This window comes from Pseudorhizobium sp. NPDC055634, assembly GCF_053618655.1.
Genome location: NZ_JBSHHW010000007.1, coordinates 278,199 through 290,072 on the forward strand (window position 1 = coordinate 278,199; position 11,874 = coordinate 290,072).

At 61.5% G+C, this 11,874-nt stretch carries 11 protein-coding genes; 1 reads left to right on the forward strand and 10 read right to left on the reverse strand.

Features of this window, described 5'->3' with window-relative positions; genetic code table 11:
* Nucleotides 1-315: 315 nt before the first annotated feature.
* From ACWGPT_RS13945 to ACWGPT_RS13965, 5 genes are read right to left on the reverse strand one after another with little or no spacing between them, the layout of a single operon-like run.
* Entirely contained in the window at nt 316-1,086 is a 771-nt protein-coding gene (locus ACWGPT_RS13945; protein WP_452606208.1) for an enoyl-CoA hydratase/isomerase family protein, read from the reverse strand.
* A complete protein-coding gene (locus tag ACWGPT_RS13950) occupies nt 1,087-1,857 on the reverse strand; it encodes an enoyl-CoA hydratase-related protein (protein ID WP_452606209.1) in 771 nt (256 codons plus the stop codon).
* Nucleotides 1,854-3,068: a 3-oxoadipyl-CoA thiolase gene (gene pcaF, locus ACWGPT_RS13955; protein WP_452606228.1), complete on the reverse strand. Its 1,215-nt coding sequence runs from the start codon at nt 3,066-3,068 to the stop codon at nt 1,854-1,856. Before pcaF ends, ACWGPT_RS13950 begins: the two co-directional genes overlap by 4 nt.
* Before the next feature lie 13 nt (nt 3,069-3,081).
* Nucleotides 3,082-3,891, reverse strand: a complete 810-nt coding sequence (locus ACWGPT_RS13960; protein ID WP_452606210.1) for an enoyl-CoA hydratase/isomerase family protein — start codon at nt 3,889-3,891, stop codon at nt 3,082-3,084.
* Complete coding sequence (locus ACWGPT_RS13965; RefSeq protein ID WP_452606211.1) at nt 3,888-5,420, reverse strand: class I adenylate-forming enzyme family protein; 1,533 nt, start codon at nt 5,418-5,420, stop codon at nt 3,888-3,890. Before ACWGPT_RS13965 ends, ACWGPT_RS13960 begins: the two co-directional genes overlap by 4 nt.
* A 165-nt stretch (nt 5,421-5,585) precedes the next feature.
* On the opposite strand from ACWGPT_RS13965, the gene ACWGPT_RS13970 reads away from it, so the two are divergent.
* Entirely contained in the window at nt 5,586-6,350 is a 765-nt protein-coding gene (locus ACWGPT_RS13970) for an IclR family transcriptional regulator (protein WP_452606212.1), read from the forward strand.
* Between the two features lie 2 nt (nt 6,351-6,352).
* On the opposite strand, the gene ACWGPT_RS13975 is transcribed toward ACWGPT_RS13970, so the two are convergent.
* Genes ACWGPT_RS13975 through dctP form a run of 5 tightly spaced genes read right to left on the reverse strand, consistent with a single transcriptional unit; the run spans nt 6,353 to nt 11,482 of the window.
* Nucleotides 6,353-7,846, reverse strand: coding sequence for a 3-hydroxyacyl-CoA dehydrogenase (locus ACWGPT_RS13975; protein WP_452606213.1), 1,494 nt, complete (start codon nt 7,844-7,846; stop codon nt 6,353-6,355).
* 23 nt (nt 7,847-7,869) lie between these two features.
* On the reverse strand, nt 7,870-8,640 hold the full coding sequence (locus ACWGPT_RS13980; protein ID WP_452606214.1) for an SDR family oxidoreductase: 771 nt from the start codon (nt 8,638-8,640) through the stop codon (nt 7,870-7,872).
* A 22-nt stretch (nt 8,641-8,662) separates the two neighbouring features.
* Nucleotides 8,663-9,967, reverse strand: coding sequence for a TRAP transporter large permease (locus tag ACWGPT_RS13985; protein ID WP_452606215.1), 1,305 nt, complete (start codon nt 9,965-9,967; stop codon nt 8,663-8,665).
* Nucleotides 9,967-10,470, reverse strand: a complete 504-nt coding sequence (locus ACWGPT_RS13990; RefSeq protein ID WP_452606216.1) for a TRAP transporter small permease — start codon at nt 10,468-10,470, stop codon at nt 9,967-9,969. The genes ACWGPT_RS13985 and ACWGPT_RS13990 overlap by 1 nt, the downstream gene beginning before the upstream one ends.
* A 31-nt stretch (nt 10,471-10,501) precedes the next feature.
* Nucleotides 10,502-11,482, reverse strand: a complete 981-nt coding sequence (dctP, locus tag ACWGPT_RS13995) for a TRAP transporter substrate-binding protein DctP (protein ID WP_452606217.1) — start codon at nt 11,480-11,482, stop codon at nt 10,502-10,504.
* Between the last annotated feature and the right edge of the window lie 392 nt (nt 11,483-11,874).

Genomic DNA, 11,874 nt, shown 5'->3' on the forward strand with positions numbered 1-11,874 from the left:
TGAAGGTCCGGCGGTAACTTCAGTGTCTCCCGTTATCTGCCCAGTTGATGCCTGTGACTCTCAGGCGCGGAAGACGCTTGGCACCTAACAATGTGAGCAACGTCGAGATTGCCATCAGGCGAGCCAACGCCGGGCGTCGGCGAACGCTCCCAGCATTGATTAGCGGAAACGTCGAGGCAATGCTGCAAAAGTTCTCCCGGACGGACCAAACCCGTGGCCGAGCGAAGCTTGCTCCCTCCTGAGGGAGGTTGCTACACCGTGGCATTCTCTGTCTCACCATCGGCGATAAGGTCGCCATCCGCCACAGCGCCGGAATTATCCGCGACGCAGGAACGCAGCCAAGCTGTCTTTGTAGGCTGCGCTTCGACCAGCTTCCGCCTGCTTCAGGGACTCCAGCGCAAGTTGATCCGCAAGTGAATTCGTCGGTGCCGCGATCAGCAGCTTCTTGATTGATTGCGTCGATACGGCGGAGAGACTGGCGATCTTCTCCGCGTCACGCATCGTGACTTCCAAGAGCTGATCCGCCGGTACGACCTTTCCGACGACGCCCCACTCTTCCCCGATCCGCGCCGTGATGGCTTCCCCAAAGAGCAGGACGCGTGAGGCCCGAGCCGGACCAATCTTCTTCGGCAGCAGCCACGTCGCGCCGCTGTCGCCCGAAAGACCAATCTTGGCGAAGCTGAAATGGAAGCTGGCGTCCTCTGCGGCTATCACGATATCGCAGGCAAGAGCGAGGCTAGCTCCCGCCCCCACCGCGGCGCCCTGGACCGCCGCGATGACCGGTTGGGGCAGGTTGACAAGGGCCAGAATTACGCGGTTGAGGCCCTCTTCCAGTGCTTTGCCGAGATCCATGTCTTGGCCATCCAGTATCGGCGCTCTTTCATCCAGGTCTTGACCCGTGCAAAAGGCGCGCCCGCGGCCGGATAATATGACACACCGCGTCTGATCGTCGGCGGCGACCGTAGCAAGCGCATCGAGAAGCTCGTTGCGGAGCGGCACTGTCAGTGCATTGAGCTTCTGCGGCCGCTCGATCGTCAACCGAGCGATACCGTTTTCCCGTTGCAGGCTGACCAGTGAATGGGACAATTACTTGCCCTCATAGACAGGACGGCGTTTTTCCAGGAAGGCGGACATGCCTTCAGCCTTGTCCCGGCTGGCGAACAGCACTTGCACAGCCTTGCGTTCCATGGCCAGTGCTGCGCTCAGCGGAGCGTCGGCGCCCAGCAGGATGACCTCCTTGATCTGCGCGATGGCGATCGGCGGCATCAGGGCAACTCGTTCGGCCAAATTCAGCGCCTCGGACAGCACCTTGTCATCGTCAACCACCTTGCTGACCAGCCCCATCGCGAAAGCTTCCTCGCCGGACACGATCTCGCCGGTGAGGCACATGAGCATCGCCTTGAACTTTCCCACCGCTCGCGTCAGGCGCTGGGTGCCTCCGGCGCCCGGCATGATGCCCACATTTACCTCCGGCTGGCCGAGCTTGGCGTGGCGGCCAGCGACGATAATGTCGGCATGCATTGCAAGCTCAAGCCCCCCTCCGAGCGCGAAGCCGTTGACGGCTGCGATCACCGGCACGGGGCAATCGCCGACCGCAGCCCATAGGCGTTCAGTATGCCGGTGATACATCTCGATGGCGTCGATGCGCGACATATCGGCAATATCGGCGCCGGCCGCGAACGACCGCTCGTCACCCGTCAGAACGACGCAGCGCAATTCCGTATCGTCGACGAAGTCGCGGAAGGCCGTGGCGAGTTCTTGTCGGATGCTGAGGTTAAGTGCATTGCGCACTTCCGGACGGTTGAGCCGCACGAGCGCAATGGCGGGGCTGATCCGCTCGATCAGGATCGTGCTCATCGAACGGCCTCCAGTGTCAGTGCGATCCCTTGCCCGACCCCGACGCACATGGTGCACAGGGCGTTCTTGCCGCGCCCGTCTGCAAGTTCGATCGCAGCCGTCAGAGCGAGCCGTGCCCCGGACATGCCCAGCGGGTGCCCATAGGCGATCGCGCCGCCATTGGGGTTCACATGGTCTGCATCGTCCGGCAAGCCGAGCTGGCGTAATACCGCGAGCCCCTGAGCAGAGAAGGCTTCGTTCAATTCGATCAGATCGATGTCGCCAATCGTCAGGCCCAGACGATCGAGCAGCTTCTTCGTGGCCGGAACGGGTCCGATACCCATGATGCGAGGAGCAACGCCGGCGGTCGCCAGACCGGTTATCCGGACAAGCGGAGTGAGGCCATGGTGTTCGATGGCCCGGTCTGATGCGATGAGAAGGGCGGCGGCTCCGTCGTTGACGCCGGAGGCATTGCCGGCGGTCACCGTACCGCGTTCGCGGAAGGGCGTTCCGAGCTTTGCCAATTGTTCTATCGTGGTTTCCCGGGGATGCTCGTCCTTGTCGATTACGATGGGATCGCCGCGGCGCTGCTGCTTCGTCAAGGGTGTTATCTCCCGAGCGATCCGGCCGCTGGCGATCGCACGGGCGGCTCTTTGTTGCGAACGCAATGCGAACCTGTCCTGATCCTCCCGCGAAATGGAAAAGTCCTCGGCGACATTCTCCGCCGTCTCCGGCATGGAGTCGATTCCGAACTGCTTCTGCAGCGCCGGATTGACAAAGCGCCAGCCTATCGTGGTGTCGAATATTTCCGCGGAACGCGAAAATGCGGTTTCGGCCTTGCCTAAGACGAATGGAGCGCGAGACATGCTCTCCGTCCCCCCGGCAATGATGAGGTCGGCTTCGCCTGCCTTGATCGCTCTCGCGGCCTGACCGACTGCATCAAGCCCAGAACCGCAAAGTCGGTTCAAAGTCACGCCCGGCACACTCACCGGAAGTCCGGCAAGCAGACCCGACATGCGCGCGACGTTACGGTTGTCCTCGCCCGCCTGATTGGCGCACCCGAAGTAGATGTCGTCGATCCCTTCCGAGACCGACTGTGGAAGCTGCGTCATCAGGCTGCCGATGACATGGGCGCCGAGGTCATCGGGCCGGAAAGTGGCAAGCGCACCGCCGTAGCGCCCGATCGGCGTGCGCAGCCCGGCGCAGATATAGGCCTGTCTTCCGTGTGACATTGTATGGCCTTTCTTACAAAGGGCAGTCTTGATTGAAGTTCGGACGGCGCTTCTCGCGAAGCGAGGCAAGCCCCTCGCGCGCATCCGGCCCCATGAACCCCATGAACTCCAGCGCCAGGGACGTATCGAATGTTGGGCCGGCCATGCGATACCAGTTGTTGAGGGCATATTTTGTCCAGCGGAGCGCCGTCGGTGAGCCTCGCGCCAGCTTGCGGGCGACCTCGAGTGCCTTGTCCTGAACCTCGGCATCATCGACGCAGAGCGATACGAGACCGATACGCTCGGCTTCCTCGCCGCTTACCGCCTCGCACAGCATGAGGTAGTACTTCGCCTTCGCCATGCCGCAGAGCAGTGGCCATACGATTGCCGCATGATCTCCTGCCGCGACGCCTAGGCGAGTATGCCCATCGATGATGCGGGCGGTCCTGCCTGCAATCGAGATGTCTGCCAGCACTCCCGCAACGAGGCCAGCGCCGACTGCGGGGCCCTGCATCGCGGAGACCAAGGGCTTGGAACAATTGATAATGTTGTAGACGAGGTCCCGAGCTTCCTTCCAGACGCGTGTCAGGGTTCCGAAGTCTTCCGTCATCTCCTTGACGAGATCGAGATCGCCTCCGGAGGAAAACGCCTCGCCGGCACCCCGGATGATCACAGCGGAGACCTTGCTTTCAGCATCGATGTCACGCCACACCCGCACGAGTTCGCCGTGCATGACGGCGTCGGCCGAGTTCAGCCGTCCCGGGTTCTCCATCGTGATGCGCAGGATGCGCTCGTCCGGCCAGTCGAACTTGAGCCGTTTGTAGTCAGCGAAATACTCACTCATATCTTCTTCTCCCGGTCCTTCCAGTAGGGCTCGCGAAGGATGTTTTTCTGGATTTTACCAATGGGCGTCTTCGGGAAGCTGGCCACGAACTTGACCAGTCGTGGCCGCTTGAAGCGCGCGAGTTGCTCGGCACAGTGGTCGATAACCTCCTGCTCGCAAAGCTGCGCGCCCGGGTGAAGGAGAAGATAGGCTGCCGGCACTTCGCCCCATTTATCATCCGGAACGCCGAAGACGGCGCACTCCGCTACGGCAGGGAGCTCATAGAGGACATTCTCGATCTCCTTGGGGTAGACGTTCTCGCCCCCCGAGATGATCATATCCTTGGAGCGATCGACCAGAGTGATGAAGCCCTCTTCGTCAATCGTCGCGAGATCGCCGGTCCAGCCCCAGCCGTGTCGGAAAAAGGAGGCCGTCTGCTCGGGCTCGTTGTAATATTCGAGCATGACGTTTTCGCCGCGCGACACGATCTCGCCGATTTCGCCAGGCTTGACTGGCACGCCGGCGGCATCAACGACCGCCACGTCCACATTGTAGGCCTGACGTCCGATCGAGGAGAGCTTCTCCGGCAAGTACCAATGGCGAAGCGAGGTCAGGACGCCGACCTCCGACTGGCCGTAGATCTGAGTGAGCTTCAGGGAAGGCAGCTTTTTCAGGAGGTCCCGCTGCACCCAGTCCGGCATCGGGGCGCCGGCAAAGGACAGTTTCGTCCAGGTCTGGAAATTCGAGGGATCGAACCCGGCGTCGGAAATGACCATGGCGGCCTGGGTAGGAACCATGAATGCTGCAGTCATGCCGGTTTCGCGCGCCATGGACGCGAAGTCGGTCACGCTCCACTTGGACAGAAGCGTTACCGTCGCCCCCGCTAGGATGGCCGGTTGAAACATGATGTTCAACGCGGCGACATGGAACATTGGCGTGACAATACCCACGACGTCGCGTTCATCGATCGCCTCTTCGACCATGACAGTGTGAGCGGTGATGGCCCGGTTCCTGTGGCTTGTCAGGACGCCCTTTGGTCGCCCGGTGGTTCCGCCGGTATAGGTCATGCAGAACGGATCATCCTCGGCGACCTCAACGGACGGCGGCTGCCGCGCGCCTGACGCCACCAGGCCATCGAAGCTTTCCGCCTTGTCACTCGCTCCACCGATAACAAAGACAGTTTTCAGCTTCGGCAACTGATCGCGAATCTCGTCAAGCTTCTCGCAAAAGCGGTCTTCGATCAGCAGAACCTCGATATCCGCCTTGTTCAGCACGAACTGCAGTTCTTCAGGCGCGTAGAGGACGGACACATTCACCAGAATGCTACCGGATCGGGCCACGCCGAAGAAGGTGACCGCATACTCGGTGCGGTTGCGGCAGACGATGCCGACCTTCGCACCCTTGCGCAGCCCACGATCGAGAAGCGCGTTGGCAAGCTGGTTTGCCCGCGCATCGAGCTCGGCGTAGCTCAGCGTCGTGCCCTGCCACAGGACGGCGGGTTTGCGCGGAAAACGCTCGGCGGAACGGCGCAGCATATCACCGGTCAACATTCCTTCTGGATCCTCCAGTATTTCGGCACACAGGCCAGGTTGAACGCGTCGTCGCGGTACTCCTCGACCGTCCTGACGGGTGGTGACTTTGTTTCATGGAGATGGTATTAGCAAATCGTTTCTGCAGAATGCAGTTCCGCAGAGCGGAATAATGGAGGAGTTTCAGTGGCAGACGGCGACCGGCAGTTCGTGGACGCTTTGGCGCGTGGTTTGGCGATCCTGGAAGCCTTGTCGCGGGCGCCCAGGCCGCTCAGCACCAGTGAACTTGCAAAGGCGACGCAATTGCCTCCCTCCACGGTGTGTCGCCTCACCCACACGCTGACCGCCCTTGGCTACACACGTCAGACAGCACCGCATCGCACGTATGAACTCACGCCCAAAAATCTCGCTCTCGGCTATCCGGTCCTTGCGGGCATGTCCCTGATCGACCGGGCACGCCCACATCTGAAACAGCTTGCGGAAAGGACCGGCGAGACGGCAGCACTTGCCATACGTGACGGGCTTCACATCACTTTCGTCGAGGTCGTGGCCGGCAGCGGGATGGTGTCAGTGCGCCTGGCGATGGGAGGACGGTTGCCGATCGCCGTTTCCGCCGCAGGCATCGCGCTGCTGGCCGCTGCACCAGAACATGAGCGGCGCACCCTTGCCGCCAGAGTCCGGTCCTATATCAATCAGCGGGAGGGTGATCTCGCGGCGTTCAACGAGGCCCTTGCGCGCGCCACGGACGAAGGCATTTGCATCGTCAGGGATCTGTGGCGTCCAGGCATCGGAGGCGTCGCGATTGCCGTGCGGACTGAAACGGAGAGTGCGGCGGTGACGATACCGGTCGCGACCGGCAGCGTCACCGAGCGCATGATGTTCGGCCCCCTTGCGGAGGCCTTGCGGGATGTCGCTCAGGCCCTCGGTCGTAGTTCCCGTCCCGGGGCATAGCCTCAGGCAGACAGGGCTGAAAGGTTGAGCTGAGCGCGGCGACGCAACCACTGGCTTGGCCGATAGCGGTCATCGCCGGTAAGCTGGTGAAGCTGCGTCATGATGGTATGCATTTTCTTTACGCCGTAGGCGTCCGCCATCTCCAGGGGACCCGAGGGGTAATTGAGACCGAGGCGCATGGCGAGGTCAATGTCCGTCGGCTCAGCAAGCCCGATCTGCGCCATCTCGCACCCCAGGTTGGCCACCATTGCGCAGATCCGTTGCGCGATGAAACCAGGAGAATCGGCAATCGCAGTAACGGAGCGCTTCTGCACCAGCATGGCCGTCACGCGGTCCCGAATCGCGGCATCCGCGCCAGGCGCCGACATTATCGTTATCCGCTTGTCGGTATTTGCCAGGAGATCGAGGGAGACCAGCCTCCGATGATCAAGTCCGAGCCGTGAGGCGAGCGCACTGCAATCCTCCCCGATCGGCGCTGCGAGGATCGGTGACGCGCCGTCATCATGGGCAAGCACCTCCACCTGGTATTCGGAAACGAGGCGCATGAGTTCCGGCGTTGATCCAGGCACCACGATCTTGTCGGCTGGCGCCACCGAAATCTGCTGCTCCTCTTGCGCAGCCGGTGAGCCACCCCGATAGTCGAAGAAGCCGCGGCCGGTCTTTCGGCCAAGTCTTCCCGTCTCCCTCAGATACCGGTGCAAGGGGGTCGATCGTAGCCTTGCGTCGTAGAAATGGCTGCGGTGTACGAATTCCGTCACCGGAAAGTTCACGTCCATGCCGGTGAGATCCATAAGCTCAAACGGCCCCATGCGGAAGCCGCAGCAATCGCGCATGACTGCGTCGATCTGAGCCGGCGTAGCAACTGTTTCGTGCACCAGGGCCAGCGCTTCTGTGGTGTAGGCACGCCCGCCGAAATTGACGAGAAAGCCGGGCGTGTCCCGAACCTGCACTGGCACCTGGCCCATCTGCCTGGCAAGCTCCATCAGGCCCGTGACGACCGCTTCGTCAGTCTCGGGAGACGGAATGATCTCGACAAGCTTCATCAATGGAACGGGATTGAAGAAATGCATGCCGACAACCCGTTGCGGATGAGGAACGGATGCGGCAATGGCGCCTATCGGCAGCGAGGATGTGTTCGACGCCAGGACGGCGTCCGGCGCAACCAGTCCCGCCAGTTGCCCGAATAGGTCGCGCTTTGCGGCGAGATCTTCAACGATCGCTTCGACGACCAGGCCGCAAGTCCTCATATCGTCGATGGCGCGGGCAACGAGGATGTTGGTCTCGAGGATCCGGCGATCTTCGGCGCTCGCCTTACCGGCCGCAATCCTTTTGTCCAATTGCGCCAGTATCTTGTCGCGCGCGGAAGCCGCGGCACCCTCGCGTTGGTCGAACAGATAGACATTCCGTCCGGTAGCGGCGGCCACCTGGGCGATACCGGAACCCATTGCGCCGGCGCCCACGACTCCTATCGCGAGTGTGTCAGAGGTCAGATTCATTCTGCAAATTCCGTATTCAAAGGTCAGAGAAGCGCCCGGACAAGGCCGCCATCGATGGTCAGGTTCTGCGCCGTGATGTAGCTGGCCAGCGGCGAGCACAGGAACGCGCAGGCGGGACCGAAGTCGTCCGCCGTTCCCAGCCTCTTCATTGGCACCGATTGCGACATGCGCTCCTTGGCATAGTCCTCGCTGATGCCCTCGGCCTTCGATTGGGCAGCATAGACCCGTTTCAGGGCACCGGTATCCATCAGCCCCGGCAGGAGGTTGTTGACAGTGATCCCCTTGTCGGCGACCTCCCGGGCAAGTGCAGCCATCGCACCGGTCAGTCCCGCACGAACCCCCGTCGCCAAGCCCATGTTCGGATAGGGTTCTCGTACGGTGAAAGACGTAATGTTGACGATGCGCCCGAAGCCGCGGTCGATCATGCCCGGAAGGGCCAGGCGAGTGCAGTCGATGGCGGCAAGCATGTTCGTCTCCAGCGCCCGCAGCCAGGTGCCGTGATCGTGCCTGCCAAACGGTCCGGGCGGGGGGCCGCCTGCGTTTGTCACGAGGATGTCGATCCGACCGTGCTGGCGCGCTTCCGCAAAGATCCGCTCCCGCTCCTCAGGAACACCGACGTCCCCGATGACCGCATGACCTCCGATGGTTGCCGCTGCCTCCTGTGCCCTTTCAGCGTCGCGACCGTTCACGATCACCTTTACCCCTTCCGCCGCAAGTGAAGCAGCGCAGGCGAAACCGAGCCCCTGGCTGCCGCCGAGAACGAGGGCTGTCCGGCCCTGAAGACCCAAATCCATATGCTTATTCCTTATCTGTTGCTCACAGCATCCCCGGAAGGACGGAGATAATGCCCGGGAAGATTGCCAGGAGCGCCATGCCTAGGATGAACATCAAAATGAAAGGCACGGCCGACTTGAAGATGTCGTCCAGCGTCGCATCCGGCACCACGCCCTTCAGCGCAAAGAGAGTGTAGCCGAAGGGCGGCGTGATACCGCCGATGGACATGTTCACCAGGAAGATCGTCCAGAACCACAGGGGATCGAAACCCAGCGCATTCAGGATCGGGACGTAGAGGGGCACCAGCATGATCATCAGCGCGATCTGGTCGATGAACATGCACAGGATGAATGGCACCGCCTGTAGGATGACGAACATCAGCGCCAGTGGCAGGGCGAGCGAGGTCATGGCGACCACAAGCTGCGTGGTCGCACCGCTCATGTTGAGCACCTGGCTGAACGAAACGGAGCAGGCCATGATGATCATGATCATCGCGGAGATCGATGCGGTGGACTTCAGCGCCCCGCTGATAGTCTCCCAGCTGAGCGTACCGAAAATGCCGCATACGATCAGAGCCGCGACACATCCCATGGCCGCCGCTTCTGTCGGGGTCGCGATCCCGGCAAGGATGAATCCCAGGATAACGGCGATGATGATCATGAACGGCAAGGCGCGAAAGACCAGCCTGCAGCGGTCCGCGAGTGTCAGGGAGCGTGCGGGGCCCACGGGAGCAAGCGCCGGGTTGATGCGGGTGCGTACGACGACGTAGATCAGGAAGAGCAGCGACAGGAGGAGGCCGGGAAGGATGCCCGCCACCAGGAGCGAGGCGATCGAAACCTTCGACAGCATCCCGAGCACGATCGCCATGACGCTTGGCGGAATGATCGGAGCGAGGCTTGACCCCGCGAGGATTGTTCCCATCGACAGCTTCAGGTCATAGTTCCGTTGTCGCATTTCGGGCCACAAAGACGAACCCATCATGGCGGCAACCGCCATGGCAGATCCAGAAAGCGCCCCGAACAGCGTGGAGAGCAGGATCGACACGACGTAGAGCCGCGCGCGAACGTTGCCAACCAGGCCGTCGACGGCATCGAAGAGGATCTTCACCGAGCCCGAGCGGAACAGGAGTTCACCGAGCAGCACGAAGAGCGGAATGGCCGCAAGAGATAGGCTGGTGCTTGTGCTGTACATCGAATTGATGATCAGCGTGATCCCGTTGAGATTGCCCGAGATGACCAGCAGTCCCACCAGGTTGAGCGCCAGGAATGCTATGAAGACAGGAAGCCCGGAGGCAAATAGGGCGAGCAGCAGCATGAAGGCGCCACTCAAGAACACATACCATGCCATCAGCGGTTACCCTTCCCGTGTACTGGCCGGAAGGTACCGACCAGGGAGCGCAAGAAATAAAGGGCCATGCCCGTCAGGCCATAGACGATGGAAAGCGTCACGATCCACTTCGGGATCGGCAGGACGGCAATCATCGTGATGTTTCCCTGGATCTGCCGCGCGGATTCCATCACCCCGTACCACGCAAGGAGAAGGCACACGAGGATCGACAGCGCGAGAGAGAGTCGGCGAAGCAACGATGCGACCACCGGCGTGGATCGCTCGACGATGAACGTCATGGCCGCGTGACCGGATTGCCGGGTTACTTCCGGCGCGGCGAGAAAGGCGATGAACGCGAAGGATACCGCAGTGGTATCCGGTGCCCAGCCACTGGGAGCCCGAAACAGGTAGCGCGCACCAACCTCCACGGCGGTGACGACAGTGAGATAGGCCACTGCCGCCGCCGCCATCCAGAAGGTCAGGCGTGTGACTGCATCGTGCAGCCGTAGGACGCCGACAAGCATTTTTAACAACCTTATAGAAGATGGGCCGGGGTTATTCCGCGGTCACGCCTTTTTCAAGGGCCAGGGCATGCATGGCCTTGCCATCGTCGCCGGCCTTGTCTTCGACCTGCTTCCAGACGCCCCGCGCGAAGATAGCTTCCACCTTATCGGCATAGGCTGGGCCGAACTCGGTCTTGGCGAGCCCTGCGTCGACCATCCGCTGGTCTTCCTTGGCCCAGATCGTTTCGAACTCGCCGCGCCCCTCGACCTCGAGCGACTTTGCGGCTTCCATCAGCCAGGTCTGCTGTTCAGGCGTAAGACCATTCCACTTGTCCAGATTGATGAAGAGCGAGTGGTTGTTCACGCCGAATGTCGGACGGGTCATGTACTTGGCGACCTCGTTCCACTTGTAGTCCATCGCCCCGAAGACGGGCCAGGCAGCGCCATCGACCACGCCACGCTCGAGGCTCGCATAGATTTCGCTCGCCGGCATGGTCACCACGGCGCCTTTCAGCTCGGTGATGAACTCGTGGTAGGTCCCCGACGCGCGGACCTTGCGTCCTTCCAGACCACCGTCTGCGCCGATCGGCTCGCGCAGCAGCACGTGATAGCCGGAAGCGGCGGAGAAGACCCCAAGAAGCTTGAGGTTGTGCTTGGCATAGTGCTTGTCGATCAGGTCGTAGAGACCGCTGTCGCGGCGCTTCTGCGGATCGTCGACGACGGCGTCCATTCCGAAAGCCATCGATGTTTCGCCGAGATGGTATGCGCCGTGGGTGAAGAGCAGGTCGAACATCCCGACAGACGTGGGCTGGAGCTGCTCGAAGGGCGGCACGACCTCAGGGCCCTGGATCCCGATCTCCAGAGCGCCGTCGGACGCTTCGGCGACCTTTTTGGCATATCCCTGCGCGAAGACGGGCACGGCCGGGTAGCTTTCATCCCAGCTGGAAAGCATGCGAAGCGTTTCAGCACGCGCTTGCGCAGCGCCAAGAGCAACGGTAACCGCGAGTGCGGCCAGGGATAGTTTTAGTGACACGATGTCCTCCACTTTGTCATTCATCTCTCTGACGAGAGCCTCCGCCCAGAGGATGCTCAAAACCGGCAGACGAACTCAAGCGAAATTGCAAAATTCAATTCTGCACAGCGGAATAGTGCAGGAGCTTGCCGCCGGCCAGTATCGACCTACTGCTCTTCGGGCTCTCGGGGAAGTTCGGATGAAGAGATAAGCAAGGACCGTCCTCCGCGAATTAGCGGTGCCCGTGTATTTTGACCTGGGAAGGAATGTGAAAGCCCCACCAGATTCGGCACATGTGAGGCGCAACCGACTCCAGAGATGTCAATCGGCGCGGAATATTGACCCCTTATCGGCGTCCAATATTGACCCCTCCTACAGACGATCAGCGCTTGGCCTGCCCGGCGCTGGCCGGG

Coding starts and splice junctions, on each gene's coding strand:
- ACWGPT_RS13950 (WP_452606209.1), bottom strand. CDS start 1,857: ATGAGCACGATCCTGATCGAGCGGATCAGCCCCGCCATTGCGCTCGTG.
- pcaF (WP_452606228.1), bottom strand. CDS start 3,068: ATGTCACACGGAAGACAGGCCTATATCTGCGCCGGGCTGCGCACGCCG.
- ACWGPT_RS13960 (WP_452606210.1), bottom strand. CDS start 3,891: ATGAGTGAGTATTTCGCTGACTACAAACGGCTCAAGTTCGACTGGCCG.
- ACWGPT_RS13965 (WP_452606211.1), bottom strand. CDS start 5,420: ATGTTGACCGGTGATATGCTGCGCCGTTCCGCCGAGCGTTTTCCGCGC.
- ACWGPT_RS13975 (WP_452606213.1), bottom strand. CDS start 7,846: ATGAATCTGACCTCTGACACACTCGCGATAGGAGTCGTGGGCGCCGGC.
- ACWGPT_RS13980 (WP_452606214.1), bottom strand. CDS start 8,640: ATGGATTTGGGTCTTCAGGGCCGGACAGCCCTCGTTCTCGGCGGCAGC.
- ACWGPT_RS13985 (WP_452606215.1), bottom strand. CDS start 9,967: ATGGCATGGTATGTGTTCTTGAGTGGCGCCTTCATGCTGCTGCTCGCC.
- ACWGPT_RS13990 (WP_452606216.1), bottom strand. CDS start 10,470: ATGCTTGTCGGCGTCCTACGGCTGCACGATGCAGTCACACGCCTGACC.